This is a genomic window from Niveispirillum lacus (assembly GCF_002251795.1).
GTDB classification, from domain to species: Bacteria; Pseudomonadota; Alphaproteobacteria; order Azospirillales; family Azospirillaceae; genus Niveispirillum; species Niveispirillum lacus.
The window spans coordinates 332,491-353,347 of record NZ_NOXU01000031.1 but is presented as its reverse complement, the minus strand read 5'-3'; the positions used below and the strand labels follow the sequence as shown (position 1 = coordinate 353,347).

The 20,857-nt window shown below is 60.4% G+C and carries 18 protein-coding genes and 2 tRNA genes; 5 read left to right on the top strand and 15 right to left on the bottom strand.

The genetic code is table 11. The features are described 5' to 3' along the window. Positions 1–7 precede the first annotated feature (7 nt). On the bottom strand, positions 8–637 hold the full coding sequence (locus CHU95_RS17400; protein WP_245838364.1) for an SCO family protein: 630 nt from the start codon (positions 635–637) through the stop codon (positions 8–10). A 105-nt stretch (positions 638–742) separates the two neighbouring features. Between CHU95_RS17400 and CHU95_RS17395 the strand changes: the two genes are divergently transcribed. Further along, on the top strand, positions 743–1,255 hold the full coding sequence (locus CHU95_RS17395) for an EndoU domain-containing protein (RefSeq protein ID WP_245838408.1): 513 nt from the start codon (positions 743–745) through the stop codon (positions 1,253–1,255). Next, positions 1,252–1,500: a hypothetical protein gene (locus CHU95_RS17390; RefSeq protein ID WP_094457594.1), complete on the top strand. Its 249-nt coding sequence runs from the start codon at positions 1,252–1,254 to the stop codon at positions 1,498–1,500. The genes CHU95_RS17395 and CHU95_RS17390 overlap by 4 nt, the downstream gene beginning before the upstream one ends. Positions 1,501–1,510: 10 nt before the next feature. Here CHU95_RS17390 and CHU95_RS17385 read toward each other — a convergent pair whose 3' ends face one another. Further along, the gene (locus tag CHU95_RS17385) at positions 1,511–4,687 is read right to left on the bottom strand and encodes a YhdP family protein (protein WP_094457593.1); all 3,177 of its coding nucleotides are present in this window, start codon (positions 4,685–4,687) and stop codon (positions 1,511–1,513) included. 121 nt (positions 4,688–4,808) lie between these two features. Here CHU95_RS17385 and CHU95_RS17380 point away from each other — a divergent pair, with 121 nt between their 5' ends. Further along, entirely contained in the window at positions 4,809–7,754 is a 2,946-nt protein-coding gene (locus CHU95_RS17380; RefSeq protein WP_094457592.1) for a bifunctional [glutamine synthetase] adenylyltransferase/[glutamine synthetase]-adenylyl-L-tyrosine phosphorylase, read from the top strand. A 4-nt stretch (positions 7,755–7,758) separates the two neighbouring features. Here CHU95_RS17380 and CHU95_RS17375 read toward each other — a convergent pair whose 3' ends face one another. The 10 genes from CHU95_RS17375 to CHU95_RS17330 form a co-directional block, all read right to left on the bottom strand. Beyond that, positions 7,759–8,337 carry a tyrosine phosphatase family protein gene (locus CHU95_RS17375; protein WP_094457591.1) on the bottom strand — a complete coding sequence of 193 codons (579 nt, stop codon included), beginning with the start codon at positions 8,335–8,337 and terminating at the stop codon, positions 7,759–7,761. Between the two features lies 1 nt (position 8,338). Next, the gene (locus CHU95_RS17370) at positions 8,339–8,725 is read right to left on the bottom strand and encodes a hypothetical protein (RefSeq protein ID WP_094457590.1); all 387 of its coding nucleotides are present in this window, start codon (positions 8,723–8,725) and stop codon (positions 8,339–8,341) included. Between the two features lie 208 nt (positions 8,726–8,933). Further along, positions 8,934–9,009: transfer RNA gene (locus CHU95_RS17365), tRNA-Lys, on the bottom strand. Between the two features lie 28 nt (positions 9,010–9,037). Next, positions 9,038–9,113, bottom strand: a tRNA-Lys gene (locus tag CHU95_RS17360). Positions 9,114–9,268: 155 nt separating this feature from the next. Beyond that, positions 9,269–10,420, bottom strand: a complete 1,152-nt coding sequence (gene rodA, locus CHU95_RS17355; RefSeq protein WP_094457589.1) for a rod shape-determining protein RodA — start codon at positions 10,418–10,420, stop codon at positions 9,269–9,271. Beyond that, positions 10,417–12,327, bottom strand: coding sequence for a penicillin-binding protein 2 (gene mrdA, locus CHU95_RS17350; protein ID WP_094457588.1), 1,911 nt, complete (start codon positions 12,325–12,327; stop codon positions 10,417–10,419). Before mrdA ends, rodA begins: the two co-directional genes overlap by 4 nt. 9 nt (positions 12,328–12,336) lie before the next feature. Beyond that, complete coding sequence (mreD, locus tag CHU95_RS17345; RefSeq protein ID WP_094457587.1) at positions 12,337–12,846, bottom strand: rod shape-determining protein MreD; 510 nt, start codon at positions 12,844–12,846, stop codon at positions 12,337–12,339. Between the two features lie 11 nt (positions 12,847–12,857). Then, complete coding sequence (gene mreC, locus CHU95_RS17340; RefSeq protein WP_094457586.1) at positions 12,858–13,736, bottom strand: rod shape-determining protein MreC; 879 nt, start codon at positions 13,734–13,736, stop codon at positions 12,858–12,860. 112 nt (positions 13,737–13,848) lie between these two features. Further along, positions 13,849–14,886, bottom strand: coding sequence for a rod shape-determining protein (locus tag CHU95_RS17335; protein ID WP_054167055.1), 1,038 nt, complete (start codon positions 14,884–14,886; stop codon positions 13,849–13,851). A gap of 311 nt (positions 14,887–15,197) precedes the next feature. Continuing rightward, on the bottom strand, positions 15,198–16,757 hold the full coding sequence (locus CHU95_RS17330) for a 2-isopropylmalate synthase (protein ID WP_094457585.1): 1,560 nt from the start codon (positions 16,755–16,757) through the stop codon (positions 15,198–15,200). A 544-nt stretch (positions 16,758–17,301) separates the two neighbouring features. On the opposite strand from CHU95_RS17330, the gene CHU95_RS17325 reads away from it, so the two are divergent. Together CHU95_RS17325 and CHU95_RS17320 are read left to right on the top strand one after the other, a co-directional pair. Further along, positions 17,302–18,072 carry an MlaE family ABC transporter permease gene (locus tag CHU95_RS17325; RefSeq protein ID WP_094457965.1) on the top strand — a complete coding sequence of 257 codons (771 nt, stop codon included), beginning with the start codon at positions 17,302–17,304 and terminating at the stop codon, positions 18,070–18,072. After that, positions 18,069–18,875, top strand: a complete 807-nt coding sequence (locus CHU95_RS17320) for an ABC transporter ATP-binding protein (protein ID WP_245838363.1) — start codon at positions 18,069–18,071, stop codon at positions 18,873–18,875. Before CHU95_RS17325 ends, CHU95_RS17320 begins: the two co-directional genes overlap by 4 nt. Here the strand turns inward: CHU95_RS17320 and CHU95_RS17315 are convergent, their stop codons facing one another. The 3 genes from CHU95_RS17315 to CHU95_RS17305 form a co-directional block, all read right to left on the bottom strand. Then, complete coding sequence (locus CHU95_RS17315; RefSeq protein WP_165772243.1) at positions 18,876–20,081, bottom strand: DUF2336 domain-containing protein; 1,206 nt, start codon at positions 20,079–20,081, stop codon at positions 18,876–18,878. A gap of 162 nt (positions 20,082–20,243) precedes the next feature. Next, complete coding sequence (locus CHU95_RS17310) at positions 20,244–20,447, bottom strand: twin-arginine translocase TatA/TatE family subunit (RefSeq protein ID WP_054167050.1); 204 nt, start codon at positions 20,445–20,447, stop codon at positions 20,244–20,246. A 98-nt stretch (positions 20,448–20,545) separates the two neighbouring features. Further along, positions 20,546–20,842, bottom strand: coding sequence for an energy transducer TonB (locus tag CHU95_RS17305; protein ID WP_094457583.1), 297 nt, complete (start codon positions 20,840–20,842; stop codon positions 20,546–20,548). Positions 20,843–20,857 lie beyond the last annotated feature (15 nt).

Sequence of the window (20,857 nt, the reverse complement as noted above, 5' to 3'; positions counted from 1 at the left end):
GCGGCGATCAGGTCCCCCTGGCGCGATGAGCCGCGATGGCTTCCACCATCTGCTCGGGCGTTGTCCCCTTCGCAAAGACAGTGACGAAGGACCCATCCGGTGCCATCAGATAGGCGAAGGTGGAATGATCCATCAGGTACTGGGTTTCATCCGGTTCGCCCTGAGACCGGGCAAAATAGACACGATACTCCTTCGCCACGGCGGCGATCTGGTCCGGCGTGCCCGTCAAACCGATAATGGTCGGGTGAAAAAGCGGAACATAGTCGGCAAGTACCGGTGCGGTATCCCGTGCCGGGTCGATGGTTATGAAAAGCGGTTGCACATCGGCCCCTGCGGCTCCCATCAGATCCATTGCCTGTGCGATGGTCTGAAGTTCGGTCGGGCAGATGTCGGGGCAGAATGTATACCCAAAGAACACCAGACGATATCTGCCCTGAAAGTCACCGTCAGAAACAATACGGCCATCATGACTGGTCAGGGTGAAGGGTCCGCCAATGCTGGCCGGCGCCACGCTGGTGGCGACACCAGCCAATTGGCGCTGGTCGTGGCGGATGGTCATCCAGGCAATGACCGCCGCCATGATCAGGCCGATCATTGCGGCCAATGCCATGCGGACCAAGCGTTCCCGCTTCATCATCCCTCTCCTGCCAGCCAACTTCGGTGATATGTTTGCCCCATAGAGAAAGCTTCGACAACTTTATAGGGTTTGATGATGGCGGTGTGGGCAATCCGATTGGCAGTTATGACGGTAACCCTGACCCTGGCAGCAGCAGCAGGGGCGACGACAGAGCCATCCTGCACTGATGAGGGATTTGGCTGGAGCCAAACCGACCCGCCGCTCAACCTGCGCCATGTCCTGTGCGGTGAGATCAAAAAGAATGGCGACGTCGTCGGTATGCATTCACGCACCTTGATCGATACGGCTCCCATTAAGGAAATGCAGCCGCAGCCCACCCAGCCGAACGGCCTCTACAGTGCCCGTGTGATCTTCGAGAATGGACGATCCAAGAACTCCACCTTTTATCCCGATAACTGCTCGGTCGCGCAGGTAACCCGTTCCATCCTCTACGCTGTCAATAACAGCCATGGACCCGGCAAGCCATGGGGGAAGTTGGGCTGTTCGGCACCAGCCACTCCGGATTCATCCTATTGTACGGGACCGGGCGGCGAACGATTTGTGATCCGCTTCGCAGTTTTTGATGATGGTCGCATCAACACCGCCTTCCCACAGATGGGAGAGAGTTGCCCGCAATGACCCACCATCCCAAGGAATGGCTGGATGACTGGCTACAAACCGATATGAGCGGTGACCAGGAAGGCATCGCCGACTTCATCGCAGGATTGACCGGCGGCCCCTGTCCGGAACGGCGTGTCGGAAATCTATATGCCGCCAGTATCGCCGCGGAGGGATTGCTGCTGGAGAACATCATGCAGGACGACTGGCCACCGGTGCTGGTACCGGCATCCATGGCGCTGACAGGCTTGATGCGGGTGCGTTGAGCCTGTGAAGTCACTTCCCGTCTTGCGTGTCCTTGGGCATATCCTCTCCTGCTGGCTGCGGCAGGAAGAACAGGTTGCGCAGGAAGCCGGGAGCCAGAACAGCCAAGGGGTTCACCCCGACATCCAGGTTGTCGGTCGGCCCCTTCACACTGTAGGTGGCCGCAAATAGTCCCTGCCCTTCGCCACCGACCAGCAGGTCACCGAAAACCGGAATGATGCCCAGCAGCTTGTTAACCGTCGTAAACGGAACGATCGTACCCTGAAGAGCGACATCGTTGCGCTTCAGGTCGATGTTACCTTCCAGGGTCAGGCCTACCTGCGACCCGGATGTCCGCATCTCGCGCAGGGTGATGCCATCCTTGTGCCATAACCAGTCACCGGACAGGCGGGAAAAGGCAATGGGCTGGCCCGACATCAGGTTGGCAAACCCCCGTGGCGACGTTGCCGAGAGCAGACGGGCCAGAACCGGCGCATCCTGCACCTGATAGTTGATCAGGTCGGCCCTTCCCACCAGGGCTTGCCCTTGATCATCGGGCTGCGATCGGCCAGACAGAGTCAGTTGGCCCCCTCTGATCTGGCTGATGACATCCAGGCCCCGCAGAGTGGCGCCCGCATCATCAGTCTCGACGTGCAGGGTCAGAATACGGGCATCGGACGGGTCAGGTGCATAGCGGACCTTGAGCGTGCCGGATTCCCCGACAACAGCATCCAGGTCAGTGCGGTACCAGATGCTACTATCACGCTCCATCCGACCTTTCGCCTGCCGGATTTCGCGGCCATCATCGCCCATAATGGCGCGGCCCAGATCGAAAGAAATGGACAAAGGTGTCTTGGGGGCCGCCTCTATCGCCGGGTCCGGGTGAATGATCTTGCCGTCCGGTCCCTTCTCCCGGCTGCGGAACGGCCGCACATCAAAACTTTCGCCGCGGACATCAATGGCCAGACCACCCTTGCCATCGGTATCCCGAATATCGACGCGGGCATCACTTTCACCCAGCTTGAACTGGTCCAGCAGTAGATGGGACAGGCCGTAATCCGTCTCGCGCAGTGTCATCGATCCCACCGCGGTCAGTTCTTCGGTCGTAACCACGAAGGCTGGAATCAGGATGGGTTTGCCGTCCTTGAACCGAACGGTCACCCGTCCCTGCCCCGGCTTGCCTGGTTCCTTGCGCCATTTCATCACATCGACACGCAGGGTAGAGGGCGTGATGTCGATGTCGGCCTGAATCGTCTGCTGCCGGCCCTGTGGAGTGCGTTCGCTGGTATAGACCAGATCGACGCCAGCCGGTCCGTTCAACCAATCTGGGAAATCGAGGCGGAATCGCCGGCGCTGTTCGTCATCGAGCTTACCCCGAACGCGGACCTGGGTACCGATCGGGGCGTCGGCGGGGAAGTTTTCCAGCCATTCGACCTGTGATGGCACCCCATTCAACAGGGCGGTGCCGGTCATATGAAGATCATGGCCGGTGACCACAAGCTCAAGAACACCTTCTGTCGCATCGATATCGGACACGATATCAGGCACGGCCACCTCGGTCAGGGTGGCTTTGCCGTCCAGTTCGACCATATCCATGGTGAGTGCGGCCACCAGCGGGAATGCAAAATGCAGTTCAGCCTTTGCGTGACCTGACACCCTCTCTGGCACCAGATTAACCTTCGCCGCATAGCCCAGCGGCGGGTGATCCAGCACGGCCAAGGCCGATGACAGAGGCCCTTCTAAGCCGACACGGATATCGATCCGGTGTTCGTCATCTGTATCCAGACCCAGGATCCGGATCATCCCCGGTCCTGCCTTCATATCCAGCAACGCCCCATCCTGGACGGCGATATCAAAGTTTTTACCATCGAACGTGGCGGTGGCGGAAACGTTGGTGACGGGCGGCAAAGGCTTGCGGTAATGCACCGTGAAGCCTGAGAGAACAAGGTCGCCCTGCATCCGGGCCACGTGGAACTGGTCGATATCGTCAACCGGGCCTGATCCTTCCAGGCGGAAGACTGTTCGCTCAAAGGTGCCATCGGCCAGGTTATTGACCATCCAGTCGCGGGTGTTTTGCTTCACACCCTTAGGCCAATACCGGTGCAGATCCTCCATCGGCAGGCCTGTCAACTCAGTCGTCAGGGCCAATTCCATGGTCCGGTCGCGTTGCTGCGCACTGCCGGTGATAGTCAGATCGGCTGGTCCGGTCATGTCCAGGTTGAACCGCGTCAGTTCCAGATGCCGTCCTGCATCATCCAATGTTCCGTGCAGCTCAACCCGGTCGAAGTTAAGCGGCTCCGGTAACTGATCGGGCAACGACAGCGTACCCTTACCCCCGGTCAGGCCCAGCACCAAGCTCACCGGTGTCAGGTCGGATTTCAACTCCAGCATGACGGTACCGGCCAGCGTCACATCCAACGCCCGCAGGGGATGCAGCACCGGGGCGATCTCTGCAAACTCGGCCGGCACAATGTCTGCCATCTCACTGCGCAGGGTGACGCCGCCATCATCGGCACGCCATACAATTTCCGCAGAGACCTGATTGATCTCCGCGCCCATATCAATGTCCGCCGATGCCGTGCCGCGTACCCCGCGCACATCGCGGCGCAGGCGCATATCCAGCCGCGGCACCTGCCACTTCGTCTGGGTAGCCAGATTGGCGACCACGAGCATACCGCGCGTGATCCGAAGGTCACGCAGCGCGCCCATGGTGGCTTCAGGGTCCGGTGGGCGGCGCATCTGGTCGATCAGGTCAGCCAGGATGCGGGCCCCTGCTTCCGGATCGGAACTGTCATCACCGATATCCAGCCGGAATCCCCCTTCGGCTGTGCGTTCGGCGTAGAGGCTGGGCTCCACCAGATCAATGCGCGTCGGCGCCACGCGGCCGCGCAGCAGGGCTGGGACTGACAGACCCAGGCGCATTTCCGGAACGGTGGCCAGCAAGGCACCACTGGCCCCGTGCGCCTCCACCCCCTTGACCCGAATATCGATAGGCGTGCCAAAGCCGACCCAGGCCAGTTCGGTTCGGGCAACCTCCAACCGGAGCGGGCCATCGCGCGATAATGCCTGCGCCAGATAGGGGGTGACGAAGTCAACCGCGATCGGCCCCTGCTGCGTCAACCGAAATGCCATGTAGCCACCCGCCAGCACGACCACCAGCAACAGGCCGGCGACCAGTTCAAGCAGGATAAGGGCAGTACGACGCAGCATCGATCTCGGTTCTCCGGCGGACCTGGCCGGGCGTTACGGGCATCTTGACCTTATGCGCAGACGGGGGGCAGTCTGACGCCCCGCCAACGCGGCCCGCTTGGGATAGCCCGGTAGATACCCGATGTTCAATCAAGAATCCCTTCCCCGCCTTGGCGATCCACAACGGGCCGCCATCGGACTGCAACATTGGTACGAAGCGACGGGTACGGGCTGTGACCCCGACCTTGCCGCTTTTGCACGCGCTTACGCCGCTGATACCGGCGGAAAGCAGGTGCTGGAGGCCGTGTTTGCCAACAGCCCATTCCTGGGACAGGCCTTGGTGCGGGAGATGGGATTCTTCCGTCGCCTGCTGGACGTTGGCTTTGACGCCGCGTTCGACGAACTTGTCCAGGCACTGTGGCGTGATCATGGCGCGGAAACCAATGCCGACCGTTTGATGAAAGCGCTGCGCATCGCAAAACGCCGCGCCGCCCTGCTGATCGGGCTGGCGGACATGGCGCAGGGCTGGCCGCTGGAAAAGGTAACGGGCGCACTGTCCGACTTCGCGCAGGCCGCCCTGCAACTGGCCGTGCGTGTGGCCCTGCGTCAAGCGGTGGCATCCGGCAAGCTGCTGGTTCCAGACCCGGCAACGCCGGAAAAGGGCAGCGGCTATATTGTGTTGGCCATGGGAAAATTCGGCGCCCGCGAACTGAACTACTCCTCCGACATTGATCTGATCGTCCTCTATGACGATGGCATCGTGCAGGTGCCGGACGGAGAAATGACAAAACACTTCGTGCGGGTAACACGCGAAATGGTGCGCATCATGGATGAGCGCACAGCCGATGGTTATGTGTTTCGCACCGATCTGCGCCTGCGTCCTGATCCGGGAGCAACACCGGTGGCCGTCAGTGTCTCGGCAGCGGAAGCCTATTACAGCAGCCTGGGTCAAAACTGGGAACGCGCCGCCATGATCAAGGCCCGCCCCGTGGCCGGCGATCTGGATGCAGGCAAAGGTTTCATGGACATTATCCGGCACTTTATCTGGCGTCGGAACCTGGATTTCGCTGCAATTCAGGACATCCATTCCATCAAACGACAGATCGGCGCCCACAAGGGGCACCGCGAGAAGACCGTGAATGGCCACAATATCAAGATTGGCCGTGGCGGTATCCGGGAGATCGAATTTTTCGCCCAGACACAACAACTGATCTATGGGGGACGCGACCGTTCTTTACGCACCTGCGGAACGGTGGAGACACTGTATGCCTTGGTGGCGGCCGACCGTGTTGAACAATCCGTGGCAGATGATCTTTCAGAAGCGTACCGCTTCCTGCGTACCGTCGAACACCGGGTGCAGATGGTGGATGATCAACAGACCCACCAATTGCCCAAGACGGACGACGGCGTGCACCGCATCGCCGCCTTCCTGGGATTTCCCGACACACAATCCTTTCGCGACCGGCTGATGGCCACGTTAACGGTGGTGGAGGACCATTACGACCATCTGTTCGCAGAAAGCCCCGCTCTGTCCGGCTCCGGTAGCCTGGTTTTCACCGGTACCGAGGATGACCCCGACACAATGGTGACGTTGCGGGAGATGGGCTACCAGAATCCGTCCGCTGTGGCGGGACAGATAAGGGCCTGGCATCATGGCCGATATCGCGCAACACGCAGTCAGCGGGCGCGGGAACTGTTGACTGAGTTGGTCCCTACCCTGCTCGCTGCCTTTGGCCGCACTGCACATCCTGATCAGGCGTTCCTGAAATTTGATGAATTCCTGTCCCGCTTGCCGGCCGGCGTTCAGTTGTTCAGTTTGTTCTACGCCAACCCAAACCTTCTGGATCTGGTCGCCGAGGTGATGGGCACAGCCCCGCGCCTGGCCGAGCAGTTGGCGCGGCAACCCCAGGCACTGGATGCTGTTTTGCTGCCGGGCTTCTTCGGCACCCTGCCGGGCCGCGATGAGTTGGACGCCGGTTTCGACGCCCTGGTCGGCGGCGCTCTTTATTTCGAGGAGGTGCTGGACCTCACCAGGCGCTGGACCAACGAACATCGTTTCCGGGCTGGGGTGCATATTCTGCGCCATGTGAGCGATGCCGACCGGCTCGGTGCGTTTCTCACCGATGTCGCTGAGGTCGCGCTGGCTGGCCTGCAACGTGCCGTAGAGGAAGAGTTCGCCAAACGGCATGGCCGGTTGCCAGGAGCCGGCATGGCTGTCCTGGGCCTGGGGCGATTGGGAGCGCGGTCATTGTCCCTGCGTTCCGACCTAGACCTGATCACCGTCTATGACGTGCCGGATGACGTGGTTCAATCGGATGGGGCAAAGCCCCTGTCGCCCAATGATTACTTCATCAAGCTGACCCAACGGCTGGTCAACGCCATCACGGCGCACACAGCAGAAGGACAGCTTTATGAAGTGGATATGCGCCTGCGCCCCTCGGGCAATGCTGGGCCACTGGCTGTGAGCTTCGACGGATTCGCCAAATACCAGCGCGACAGCGCCTGGACCTGGGAACATATGGCCCTGACACGTGCGCGGGCCGTCACCGGGCCGGTCAGCCTGCGTGCGCGGCTGGCGACAGAGATCAGATCGGTTCTGACCCGCCCCCGAGATTCGGTGACATTGCGCGAGGACGTGGCCTCCATGCGGGCCCGTATTGATCAGCAGCACCATACGGACGACATCTGGACCGTGAAATATGTGCGCGGCGGCATGATCGATATTCAGTTCATCGCCCAGTACCTGACGCTGCTTCATGCCCCGGAACGGCCGGACATCATCGACGCCAACACAACCGGCGCACTTGCATGGCTGGGCGACAGCGATTTCATCGCAGTGGACACAGCTAACATGCTGATCGATTGCCACAAGACGTGGCGCCGGGTGCAGGGTTTCCTGCGCCTGACGGTCGAGGGGGGATTCGATGCCACCAAGGCACCACCGGGTCTCAAAGCGGGGCTTGCCCGTGCCGCCTTGCCCGACCTTCCGGAGGGCACGCCGTTCGATCAGGTCGAAGCATTGCTGCGGGCCAAGGCAGCGCGGGTGAAGACCGCCTTCGACCAGATCGTTGGCCCGCCAGCGGCGTGAACTGTCACCCCATATGCGCAACCTCGCGGCTGCGGTTATTCTCCTGCAAAAAGCGCAGCCACTGCGCCTGCCCGGCCGCGCGGCGCGCATAGACTTCGCGCAGAGCCTCCAGCAACTCGGCCCGCCGGCCCAGCATGTCGCCGCCGATCTCCAGCATACGCATGTTCGGCCATGCCTGCGGTCGGATTCGGACCACCTCGGCCAACGTGCGGGCGGCATCCAGGTCGGGCCGCGCCTGAGCCAGAATCAGGGCCATGGCTGCGGTCGACCGAGAGATGCCCATATGGCAGTGGACCAGAAGATGATCACCCGACCGGGCCGTTGCGGACAGATGGCGACCAAAGGCCAGGACATTATCAAGATGCTGCGCCACCGGAGCCACCTGATCTGGCAGTTCCTCAACAATATCGTGGAACCGCAGGTCGACGCGGTCGTGTGGGCCATAAGCATCGAAGGCCGACAGGGGTTCTCGTGCCGGGTCCAGGATGGAGACCAGATGGGTGACACCGGCGGCGGCATGGGCCGGCAATTCATCGATCCCGCACACGGTAAGACGAAAAGGAACAAAGGGCGACAGGGACACGTCACTTCTCCGGTTCGGCCAGTTTCTCACCCGTGGGCAGCGGATCGGCCAGTCGCGTGATGGACAGAATAGGGATACGCTGCCCCTCCACGCTCACGTGACCCCATCCCCGACACAGTGATCCGTCACTCCGTGGAACAAAGGCCAACGTCGTCTGACTGCTGACACTGAACACCCTGGCTGACGGGCTGAGCTGGATACGGTAGCGCTGTTTGGCGCCCAATGTCACGATCAGGACCCTGTCATTCTCCGAGGTCCAGCCATTGATACGGCGCGAGTCGATGCAGGTCTCGAGGGACTTGGTGGATGGCGCCACCTCGTCAGCGAAGGCCGGGCCTGCCACCAGCACCAAAAACAGCGCCAGCCCTTTGTAGTAGCCACGCAACATCTGTACCCTCCTCCACCTGGCATTCCCCTCACCCCCTAAATCAGGGTGACGGTGGATCAGGGCAGGATCAAGGCGATAGGTCGCAGCCCCGCACCGGCGGGGTCCTGACTAGGCCGGACCAAAAAAACGTAGCTCTGAAGACAGCGCTGATCTAGCACCTGCGGGGCAGGTGGCTTGGCTATCAATTGATTGCTTGTGGAGGGAAGGTTGGTGGGCGCACAAGGACTCGAACCTTGGACCCGCTGATTAAGAGTCAGCTGCTCTACCAACTGAGCTATGCGCCCAACCTTCAACAGGCGAAATCGGGTGGATTGGTGGGCGCACAAGGACTCGAACCTTGGACCCGCTGATTAAGAGTCAGCTGCTCTACCAACTGAGCTATGCGCCCAATCCACGTCCGCTATCGCGGCTCACCAGGGCATACACCGTGGCGAGGCGCGCTGTGTAGCAAAGGCCTTCAGCCTTGTCGACAATTTTCGATGGGGTCACCGTTGCTTTTTTCGGCGACCGAGCCTTGCGCGCCTGGAATGACGACACCCCCGGCTACAGATCGCCCAGGCCGCGCCGTGACATACGGACATCGCGATGTACATGGACCGAAATCAACAGGCCAAAACCCACCATCACCGCCAGTGTCGCGGTCCCACCATAAGAAATCAGCGGCAGCGGGACGCCCACCACAGGGATTAACCCCATGATCATGGCGACATTGATGAACAGGTAAAGGAACAGATTGACGGTTAGTCCCAGCGCCAGCAAACGCCCGAACTGGTGGCGACATCGCCCGGCAATGATAAAGCCGAACAGCAGCAGCATACAGTAAAGCAGCAGGAAGCTGATCGATCCAACAAGCCCGAATTCCTCGGCCAGCATGGTGAAGATAAAGTCAGTCTGTTTTTCCGGCAGAAAGTTGAGGTGGCTCTGGGTACCCTGCAGGAAACCCTTCCCCATCAACCCGCCCGAACCGAAGGCGATCTTCGACTGGGTGATGTGGTAGCCAGTCCCCAATGGGTCGCTGTCTGGGTCCAGGAAGGTTTCCACACGGTCGCGCTGGTAATCATGCAAGAGGAACTGCCAACTGAGCGGGATGGCGATCAACACCGCGCTGATGACCAGCGCGAATTTCCACCAGCGAACCCCCGACAGGAAAAACATCGCCCCTGATGCCATGATCAGCATCATTGAAGTCCCAAGATTGGGCTGGGCTAGCACCAGGGCCACCGGGGCTGCCACAATCGCCAGGGGGACCAGCAGGAACGGGATACGCCCCGTATCCTCCAGCGAGGCGCCATGGAAATAACGGGCCAAGGCCATCACCAGCGTGATCTTCATGATCTCTGAGGGCTGCAACTGGACAAAACCAAGATCAATCCACCGTTGCGCGCCCTTACCCATCGACCCGAACAGGTCCACACCGATCAACAGCACCATGACCAGGCCGTAAAGCGGGTAGGCCATTTTCATCCAGATGCGAATATCGACCATGGCGATGAACAGCATCAGCCCAAGACCGACGGTAAAGCGCACCATTTGACGGGATGCCCAGGGGTCGAACTGACCATTGGCGGCGGAATACAGCATCGCAAAGCCGACGCAGGCCACCGCGGTAATCAGCAGGACAAAAGACCAGGGGATCTGTCCAAGCTTCTCCGTAAAAGACAGGGCGGCGCTATCACCGGAGATATCCAGCGTCATGGCGTACCTCCCTCCGCCGGTGGCGGCACCGGCGTTGTGTCGGTCGATGGGGGGGGCTGCTGCGCCACAGTCGCGCGAGCTGCATCCAGCATCTGGCACTCAAGAAGGATATCGCGAGCGATTGGCGCGGCCACCGCGCCACCACCGCCACCATGCTCGACAATAACCGCACAGGCATATTTGGGGGCATGCACAGGAGCATAGGCGACAAACAAAGCGTGGTCGCGTTCCCGCCAGGGCAGTGACTCGTTGCTTCGCACCCCTGTACTGCGCTCGGCCATGGAAATCCGACGCACCTGGGCGCTGCCAGACTTCCCGGCCATTTCCATGCCCGCCACATTGATGCGGGCACGATAGCCTGTCCCCCCCGGCACATTTGTCACGGCGTTCATGCCCTTCAGAACCACAGCCAGATTTTCGGGCTTCACGTCAATGCCGGGCCATTCCGTGGTTTCGGTGAACTGACCTTCAATGGATTTCAGCAGGTGGGGTTGGATCGCTTTGCCGCTGGCCAGCCGCGCGGTCATCACCGCCAGTTGCAACGGAGTGGTCAACACATAGCCCTGACCCATCGACGCGATAAGCGTCTCCCCCTGATGCCAAGGTTGTTTCAAGGCCCGGCGCTTCCATTTGGGGTCCGGAATCAAACCCGGCTTCTCACCCGGGATTTCGAGCCCAACCCGGCCGCCCAACCCGAACTTGCGCGCCATCTCTGCAATGCGATCCATGCCAATACGGCCGGCGATGTCATAAAAATAGACGTCGCAGCTATGCATCAACGAGCCGACCATATCCATGCTGCCATGCCCACCGCGCCGCCAGCAATGGAAGCGGTGGCCGCCCAGTTCCATATGACCGGGGCAGTAGACACGGTGATCGGCATCAACGATCCCCGACTCCAACGCCGCCAGCGCCGTCAGCATCTTGAAGGTCGAGCCCGGCGGATACTGCCCGGCAATGACCTTATTGATAAGGGGGGTACGCTCATCTTTGAGCAACGCCTGATAGGCATCATAGCCGATGCCCATGGCAAACTGGTTTGGGTCGAAACTCGGGCTGGAACACAGGGCCTGGATACCGCCGGTATGGACATCCATTACCACTGCCGCAGCACTTTGCTCGGCCGAAAGGCGCTGATGCATATAATGCTGGAGTTTGGCATCGATGGTCAGGGCCACCTCACGCCCAGGCTGACCGGGATCGCGCGACAACTCGCGGATCACCCGCCCGACTGCATTAACCTCCAGTTGCCGGTTGCCCGCGGCGCCGCGCAGGGCCTGATCATATTGTTTCTCAATCCCGCCCTTGCCGACGCGAAAACCTGGCAGGGTCAACAGGGGATCTGTCGATCCTTCAACATCCTTCTCCGAGGCTGCACCAACATAACCCAAGACGTGGGACAGCGCTTCGCCGAACGGGTAGGAACGGACCTGGCCGACATCAATCGATACGCCCGGCAGATCGGGCAAGTTCACCTCAATGGCGGCCACTTGATCCCAGGTTAGGTTCTCCTTGATGGTAATGGGCGCGAAAGAGCGGGATCGCTGAATGTCTCGTTGAATCCGCCGCTCGTCCGTCTCCGTCAGCGGGATCAGCTTACCAACCTCGTCCAGGATCTGCTGCACATCACCGGCCCGTTCGGACACAATGATGGCGCTGAAATTCTGCTCATTAACCGCCAACGGCACCCCGAATCGGTCGGTGATCAGACCACGTGGGGGCGCCACCAGCCGAAGCGATATACGGTTATCCTCGGCCAGGACCGTGTAGCGATCGCTCTCCACGATCTGAAGATAGTAAAGCCGACCCGCGAGTGTAGCGACAGCAGCACCCTGCAGCCCGCCCAGCACCATCGTGCGGCGGGACAGCATACGCTGCCGTTCGGCATCCCGATCAAAGGCCGACATGGGTGAACCTCAGCTCAAATAGGCGCGATGCAGACGTTGCAGCAGCCAGGCCATCAGGGGAAACAATGCCACGCCCAGGAGGGCCTGCACCAGCACCGGCCGACCGTCCAGCATCGTCGCCGTCATTAACGCGAAGACCGCCCATTGTACGGCCGCCGCCCCGACTGCAACCAAGGCAAAACCGATCCACAACATCACGAACGAACGTCCCAGGAAAAATCGGCGCTGCGTTATCAGCAGCCAGTAGGCCAGAATCAAAACCATGGAGGTCATGCCGATGGGTGTGCCCCCGATCAGATCCTGCAACAAACCGATGGCAAAAACGACCAGGGGCCGAAGCAGGTCGGGACGGTGGATGACCCAGTAGAACAGACACATCAGCATCAAGGGCACCGTGACCATGGCATAACCAGGCAACGGCAATGGCACCATACCCACCAGCATGGCCAGAAGAGTGACGCCGAGGGGCAGCAGATTGCGACCCGTCTGGTCCAGTTGATGGAACAATCCGCCGGCCAAGGCCGTCGCCCTCACTTCATCGCGCCGGGCAGCGTCGCTTCAGCGGCCACACCGCCGGTCGTGCCAAAATCGATCACCTGGACATGTTCAAGCCGCGAGAGGTCGGCCATGGGCACGACACGCGGCTTGCCATCGGCACCTTTTTCGACAATGCCTACCGGCAGGCCCGGCGGGAACAGCCCGCCATGACCAGAGGTGAACACCCTTTCACCCGGCCGCACCTCACTATTGGGTGGCAGATAGGTCAGAAGCGGGTGGTCAGAATTGTCCCCGGCCAGCATGGCGCGCTGCCGGCTGCTTTCGAGAACGACCGGGATACGGGCGTTCAAATCGGTGACGAGCAGCACACGCGCCGACCAGTCACCCACTTGCACGATACGCCCGACCAACCCTTGGCCGGACATGACAGCCTGCCCCCGCTCCACCCCCTCACGCTCACCGACCGTGACCACCACAGTGCGGACAAAGGCGCCACCAGGGTCACCGACAACACGGCCAGTCACAACAGTGGCCGCAGGGTCAGGTTTGAATGACAGCAGCGACCGCAGGGATCGATTTTCCGCATCCATACGCAGCGCCGCCTGTTCCCATTGACGCAGGCGGGCATTCTCCTCGCGCAAGCGCGCGTTTTCATCATGCAGATCAACGAGTTGGCGGAAATACTCCAGGGCGTCAGCGACACTGGCGGCCGGCCTGGACATGACATTGAGCACCGGCGACACCGCATCCGTTACCCGTGTGCGCGCCTGTTCAACCGCCGTACTATTCACATGGCCGATCATCATCAAGGCGATGGCGGCCAGGATCAGCAGCGGAAAGTAGAATCGTTGAACCATCCCCCAGACGGGAGCGGCAATTCGCACGACGGAACCGCTATTGCGTGTCTTCACCGGGGTTGGTGTCCCGTGATCGGGTAAGCCGCCATAATGACGGCTTACAAAACAACGTGAAAGTAACGCTTCAACGCGGCGCTGTAAATATCGGATCGCAATAGACGATCGATCAATACATGCGGATCAGCACGTTGCGCAGGCTTTCCTCTTCCAGGGCGCGACCGGAACCGAGCGCGACGCAGGACAGAGGATCATCGGCGATAGACACCGGCAGGCCGGTGGCGTGTCGCAGGACATAATCCAGATTGGCCAGCAGCGCGCCGCCACCGGTCAGGACGATCCCCTTGTCCACAATATCCGCCGCCAGTTCGGGGGCCGTGTGCTCCAAGGCGACCTTAACAGCCTCAATGATCTGGCTGACCGGTTCGGCAAGGCTCTCGGCAATCTGCCGCTCGCTCATCACCAATTCCTTGGGCACACCATTCATCAAATCACGGCCCTTGATTTCCATCACCCGGCCTTCGCCATCTTCCGGCGGACAGGCAGAACCGATTTCCTTTTTGATCCGCTCAGCGGAACCTTCGCCGACCAGCAGGTTATGGTGGCGGCGAATATAGCCGATGATGGCTTCATCCATCTTATCGCCGCCCACACGGGCCGAACGGGCATGGACAGTACCGTTCAGCGACAGGACAGCCACTTCCGTGGTGCCGCCGCCAATATCAACAACCATGCTGCCCGTCGGCTCGGTCACCGGCAGACCCGCCCCGATGGCGGCAGCCATCGGTTCTTCAATCAGGGAAACGCGGCGGGCACCAGCGGCCTCAGCGCTTTCCTGGATGGCACGGCGCTCAACGGCGGTGGAACCGGACGGCACACAGATCACGATTTCAGGGCTGGCAAAGCTGCGGCGGTTATGCACCTTGCGGATGAAATGCTTGATCATTTCTTCCGCCACCTCGAAGTCGGCGATCACGCCATCGCGCAGCGGCCGGATTGCCTGGATGTTTCCAGGTGTGCGGCCCAGCATCAGCTTGGCCTCGTCACCCACGGCAAGGACCTGCTTTTTGCCCCGCAGGTCGCGGATGGCGACAACTGACGGTTCATTGAGGACGATGCCGCGACCTTTCACGTAGACGAGCGTGTTCGCCGTACCAAGGTCGATCGCCATGTCGGCGGAGAACATACCGAGCAGGTTTGAAAACATGGGTGAAACGTATCTCTGACTGTCCGGATTCTGCCGCCCGTGGTGCGATCGGGCCCCGGATATGCCGGACCGCGTTTGTTGCATAGACCATTTGGGGCAGCACCCTCAAGCCTTGAAAGCCCGAGTTACGGAATTTCCATGCCCATCTGCTTCGCAGTGCCGCATGAGGCTCGCATCCAGTCCCGCTACCCCGCCCAGCGGGCTGCAAATTGCACCAATCATGGCGAGAAGATGGCAAAAACCCCCGCCAGACGCGTACGGGCGGGGGTTTCCGGGGTAAACCGATCGGGGGACGGGGAATCGGAGTCGCGTCAGGCGGACATGGCTACCGGCGCTGTCTTCAGGCGCTTGGTGATCAGCTTGTTCAGCGCATGCACATAAGCCCGCGCACTTGCCACCAAGGTATCGGCATCCGCTCCCTGGCCATTAACGGTCTTGCCGCCCTCCTCCAGGCGCACGGTCACCTCCGCCTGGGCATCTGTTCCCTGGGTCACCGCATGCACCTGATACAATTGCAGCTTCGCCTCATGCGGGAAAGCCAGCTTCAAGGCATTGAACACCGCATCCACCGGACCATTGCCAAAGGCAACCACAGGCGGAATTGGCTGGCCGTCAATCTCCAGTTCCAGCACCGCATGTTGCGGACCCCGCGAACCGGCGACAACATGCAGTGCCTGAAACCGGACACGGTCATGCTGACGGCCGACCTCATCATCCATGATGGCGACGATGTCTTCGTCATAGATGTCCTTCTTGCGGTCGGCCAGATCCTTAAATCGGCCAAACGCATCATTCACCGCGTTTTCGCCCAGATCATCATAGCCCAGTTCCTTCAGCTTGGCGCGGAAGGCGGCGCGGCCGGAATGCTTGCCCATGACCAGGGAGGACCGGTTCAGACCCACCGATTCCGGGGTCATGATCTCATAAGTCTCGGCATGTTTCAGCATGCCGTCCTGATGGATACCGCTTTCATGCGCGAAGGCGTTGGCACCGACGATGGCCTTGTTGGGCTGCACCTGGAAACCGGTGATGGTGGATACAAGACGGGAAATCCGGGTGATGTGCTCTGTCTTGATGCCGGTGGTGCAGCCGATCAGGTCATGGCGCGTGCGCAGCGCCATCACGATCTCTTCCAGCGACGCATTACCGGCGCGCTCACCCAGGCCATTGATGGTGCATTCCACCTGACGCACGCCCACCCCGATACCCGCCAGGGAGTTAGCGACGGCCAGGCCCAGGTCGTTATGACAATGGACGGAGAAGATAGCCTTGTCCGAGTTGGGGACGCGGGTCATCACATCCTTAAACATGGAGGCATATTCTTCGGGAAGAGCATAACCGACCGTGTCTGGGATATTGATGGTGGTAGCGCCCGCCTTGATGGCCGCCTCAACACATCTGCACAGGAAATCACGATCGGACCGCGACCCATCTTGGGCCGACCATTCCACATCATCGGTCAGGTTGCGGGCGTAACCGACATAGTCAATGGTCCGCTGCAACACCTCTTCCTCTGTCATCTTCAGCATGTAGTTCATGTGAACCGGGCTGGTGGAGATAAAGGTGTGGATGCGCTTGCGCTGCGCCAACTGCAATGCCTCGGCGGCACGGTCGATATCGGCGCGCGCAGTGCGGGCCAAGGCGGCGATGGTGGCATTCTTGACCGTCCTGGCCACCTCCCGTACCGCTTCAAAGTCACCATTGGATGCAATCGGGAAACCGGCTTCAATCACATCGACGCCCATTTCTTCCAACACGGTGGCGATGCGCAGCTTCTCATCCAAATTCATGGAGCAGCCGGGGGCCTGCTCGCCGTCGCGGAGGGTCGTGTCGAAAATGATGACGCGGTTGCTGTCGCGGATGATGGTCATGTCCTGGTCCCTTGCGGCACATCGGTCGCGGTCCATGGCGGAACGTCACGCCGATAAAATAGAAAGACTGTTTGGTTGCTGGCGGTGCCCGGTTGGCACCTGTGCCCCTGATCGCGGGCCGCACCGCGGCGATGGCGGCACGACATCGGGCGCTCAGGGGGAAATTAGTCGTAGGCTCGTGGCCGGGACAGGGTGGCCACTGCGGATGGAGGTGGACACAGCAATGGCGCGGGCGCGAGCGCCCGTGCTGACCTGCTGTTCCATCTTGTGGTCTGCCGCCATCACGGGGGACCGTCCATCCTGAAAAGGTTCAAGACCGCCGATCAGATCGACAGCTCGTTACATGTTTCGGTTTTAAGGCGAAATCACCGGCGCGGCAAGAACCTTCACAAGGAAAGAAATGCAAAGGCTCCATGCGGGGCCGGCTTGGGTGCACTGCGATACGCCATACATGGCTCCCCCGCGCCCTTCCCCCTCGACATTGACAGAAGACACCCCATTGTCTAGCGATGGGTTGGGTTCCGGCAAGGAGAAGGCCAAGTTCATGAATTTCCTCAGTGCGATTGGCCGGGCTACCCTGACCTTCATGGAAGCGGCGGGTCACTTGGCCCTGTTCACCTTCACTGCGTTGGCCCATTGCCTTCGTCCGCCTTTCTATTTTCGCCATATCGGCCGGCAGATGGTGGAAATCGGCTTTTACAGCCTGCCGGTGGTCGGCCTGACCGCTGTCTTCACCGGCATGGTGCTGGCGCTGCAAAGTTACAGTGGCTTTTCACGGTTCTCGGCAGAAAGTGCGATTGCAACCGTGGTTGTGCTGTCGATCACGCGGGAGTTGGGGCCGGTTCTGGCCGGCCTGATGGTGGCAGGACGCATTGGTGCGGCTATGGCGGCCGAACTCGGTACAATGCGGGTGACCGAACAGGTGGATGCGCTGACCACCCTTTCGACCAATCCCTATAAATATCTGGTGGTTCCACGCTTGATTGCAGGCACCACCATGCTCCCCATTCTGGTGCTGGTCGCCGATATTATCGGTGTGTTCGGCGGTTATCTTGTGGCTGTGTACCGACTGGGTTTTAATGCATCCAGCTACATCAACAATACTTGGCAGTACCTCGAATTCATGGATGTGGTTTCGGGTCTGGTGAAGGCGGCTTGCTTCGGCTTCGTGATCTCGTTGATGGGTTGTTACCATGGCTACAATTCGCGTGGGGGCGCACAGGGGGTTGGTGCCGCTACGACCAATGCGGTGGTGTCTGCCTCCATTCTCATTCTGGTGCTGAATTATCTGCTGACGGGGATTTTCTTCTCATGACCATGGCGCCCTTGGAACTGACACAGGAAATGGATGTGCCCAAGATCGCGCTGAAGGGCGTGAAGAAGTTTTTCGGCCCCAAGGTGGTGCTGGACGGCATTGATCTTGATGTTCAACGCGGCGAAAGCATCGTGATCATCGGCGGTTCCGGCACCGGCAAGTCCGTGCTGTTGAAAAGCATTCTGGGCATCATTCAACCCGATGCTGGCACAATCCGGATTGATGGCCAGGATACAACTCATATCGGCGGACGTGAGCGTGAGCGCGCCATGGCCAAGTTCGGCATGCTGTTCCAGGGCGCCGCCCTGTTCGACAGCCTGCCAGTCTGGGAAAATGTCGCCTTCGGCCTGATCCAGGGGCAGCGCATGGCGCGCGGCGAAGCCAAGGAGCGTGCTGTCGCAACCCTGGGCGCCGTGGGGCTTGGACCCGATGTGGCCAATCTGTTTCCTTCAGAATTATCCGGCGGCATGCAGAAGCGCGTGGGGCTTGCTCGGGCCATCTGCACACGGCCTGAAATCATCTTCTTTGACGAACCGACCACGGGCCTGGACCCGATCATGGCCGATGTCATCAATGATCTGATTGTCAAATGCGTCAAGGATTTGGGCGCCACCGCCCTTTCCATCACCCATGATATGGCCAGCGCGCGTAAGATTGCCGACCGCATCGCCATGCTCTACAAGGGCCGGCTGATTTGGGTGGGGCCGGTGTCGGCGATTGACGATTCTGGTAATCCTTATGTCGACCAGTTCATCCATGGCCGCGCCGAAGGCCCGATCCAGATGCAAATCCGGGCGTTCTGATTAGGTATGACCCGATCCGCCTCGGGGCACATTTCCACGGACTGGCAAGAACGGCATGCCGGCAATATCCATGGCGGCGTCCACCAACGCGTCGCCCTTCTGATCGAAAAGCTGCAGCAGCAGATTGTCCATCGCCCGTTCCTCTGACTGCCCGCATTCCGCATAGATACGGCCCAGCGCCTCGGTCTGGAAAGCTAAGCGGCCTTCGGCATCGCCGCGGTAACCCGTGGTTTGGGCAACACGCATCGCCACCTGGAAAGGTCGGAACAGATGCTTGGGTACGTGGGCATGGTCCAGCAGCGCCCGCATGCCCTCCCATTTGCCGTCCAACAATAACGACAATGCGTTCGCCTTGCGGACGCGTGATTTGGTGGCAATTGCCGCTGCAAAAAAATCAAAGTCACCGCCGCACAAGGTGCGAAGCAGCAACGAAACCCCCAATCGACCTTGTTCGTGCAAATGTACCGCCAGTGCCGAAGCTTCCATGCCGGGCCGGGAGATTGGCCGCAGCAGGGCTAAGGTTGCCGCGTCGCGACCATGTCCAACGATCTCGGCAACCATCACCGGCGATAACCGGTGGCGTTCGACAAGGAGATCCCGAACCTTTTCGGAGACGTGGGCCACCATGCGCTCCACGGCACTTGCCGGTAGATAGGCCCTTCCCGCCAGCGGTTCAGCGACCAGGGGCACATGGGCATACTTCTCCGCAACAGACAGGAGGGACTGGTCGGAGAGGTCGGCCCCCTCATTCCCCACCAGGGTGGCAATGACGGCGAGATTGCCCACCTCCGCCAGAGCACCGGCAACGTCACAAGACAGATGGGCGCGCGCGGCGATGGCCATCTGTTTATCGCTCTGACCGGCCCCGATAACCTCCAGCAGCAGACCGTCATCCAAATTGCCGGCGTGACGCAAGACGGGGAAAGCCACCGATGTCACATCCAACGCAAGATCGCGGGCGAGATCATCGGAAAGCAGCGGGCTGTTGTAAATCTGCCAAGCCACCGCCTCACGCACTTGGCGTGCGGTATCGTGGGCCAGACGGACCAGCAGATCGCGGACCAGGGTACGCTCTGTCTCGGCAAGAAGGGCCTGCTCGGCAATCCGCATCAACTTGCCCAGAAGCTGGATGCGAGCGTCCGGCGTCCGATCACTGGCCAGGTGCTGGACATCTGCCGCCGTCAGACCTTCCAGACTATCGCTCATCCCTGTCCCGATCATTATTCATTGCCGAAGGGCGCGTTATAGCACAACCAAGCCGTCGTCATTGATCCCGAAGCTGTGTCAGCGTTTGTCCGCCAAACAACAAAAGCCGGCCGCAAGACGCGTCCGGCTTCGTCAAAATGACGGCGCTGTGCTCAACGGGGTTCAGCGCGGGGCGTTTTCGCCCGGCTTGTTTTCCGTCAGCTTAGGGTCGGCCGCGGCCTCCTCCTCGCCTTCCTTCAGGCCCTTTTTGAAGGCCTTCACACCCTTGGCCATGTCGCCCATGACATTGGGAAGCTTACCGGCACCAAAGACCAGCAGCACGACAACAAGAACGATGATCCAGTGCCAGAGGCTCATGGCGCCCATGGAAATTCTCCAGTTACATGGCCCGCTTCGACGCGTCGCCTTACAAATAGGAAATCTTTGGTCGGTTTAAAAGATGTATCGGTCGTGAGGAATGCGGATCAGGCCTGTCCCCGCATTTCAAACCGCACTTCCAGCCGCTGACGATCCCGTTCCCGACCCATGGTTTCTGCCGGGTGCGGCGGTTTTTCCCCAGGGTGATAACGAAGACCGGCTGCATATCGCAAGGCCGACTGCTCAAACAGGCCCGGTGGGATGGCCTCCACGACACGCACATCCTGCGGTGCGCCATCATTGCCGATGCGAAACTCGACAATGACACGACCTTCGCGCCTCAGACGGAGGGCACGTTCAGGATATTGCAGTCGGGGGCGGAAGAGAGGTTCCAAATCCGACATGGTACGTCCGTCGGG

Excerpts from the sequence above, each read along its gene's own strand:
- CHU95_RS17400 (WP_245838364.1), bottom strand. The coding sequence starts at position 637 with ATGATGAAGCGGGAACGCTTGGTCCGCATGGCATTGGCCGCAATGATC.
- CHU95_RS17395 (WP_245838408.1), top strand. The coding sequence starts at position 743 with ATGACGGTAACCCTGACCCTGGCAGCAGCAGCAGGGGCGACGACAGAG.
- CHU95_RS17390 (WP_094457594.1), top strand. The coding sequence starts at position 1,252 with ATGACCCACCATCCCAAGGAATGGCTGGATGACTGGCTACAAACCGAT.
- CHU95_RS17385 (WP_094457593.1), bottom strand. The coding sequence starts at position 4,687 with ATGCTGCGTCGTACTGCCCTTATCCTGCTTGAACTGGTCGCCGGCCTG.
- CHU95_RS17380 (WP_094457592.1), top strand. The coding sequence starts at position 4,809 with ATGTTCAATCAAGAATCCCTTCCCCGCCTTGGCGATCCACAACGGGCC.
- CHU95_RS17370 (WP_094457590.1), bottom strand. The coding sequence starts at position 8,725 with ATGTTGCGTGGCTACTACAAAGGGCTGGCGCTGTTTTTGGTGCTGGTG.
- rodA (WP_094457589.1), bottom strand. The coding sequence starts at position 10,420 with ATGACGCTGGATATCTCCGGTGATAGCGCCGCCCTGTCTTTTACGGAG.
- mrdA (WP_094457588.1), bottom strand. The coding sequence starts at position 12,327 with ATGTCGGCCTTTGATCGGGATGCCGAACGGCAGCGTATGCTGTCCCGC.
- CHU95_RS17335 (WP_054167055.1), bottom strand. The coding sequence starts at position 14,886 with ATGTTTTCAAACCTGCTCGGTATGTTCTCCGCCGACATGGCGATCGAC.
- CHU95_RS17330 (WP_094457585.1), bottom strand. The coding sequence starts at position 16,757 with ATGACCATCATCCGCGACAGCAACCGCGTCATCATTTTCGACACGACC.
- CHU95_RS17325 (WP_094457965.1), top strand. The coding sequence starts at position 17,302 with ATGAATTTCCTCAGTGCGATTGGCCGGGCTACCCTGACCTTCATGGAA.
- CHU95_RS17320 (WP_245838363.1), top strand. The coding sequence starts at position 18,069 with ATGACCATGGCGCCCTTGGAACTGACACAGGAAATGGATGTGCCCAAG.
- CHU95_RS17315 (WP_165772243.1), bottom strand. The coding sequence starts at position 20,081 with ATGAGCGATAGTCTGGAAGGTCTGACGGCGGCAGATGTCCAGCACCTG.
- CHU95_RS17310 (WP_054167050.1), bottom strand. The coding sequence starts at position 20,447 with ATGGGCGCCATGAGCCTCTGGCACTGGATCATCGTTCTTGTTGTCGTG.
- CHU95_RS17305 (WP_094457583.1), bottom strand. The coding sequence starts at position 20,842 with ATGTCGGATTTGGAACCTCTCTTCCGCCCCCGACTGCAATATCCTGAA.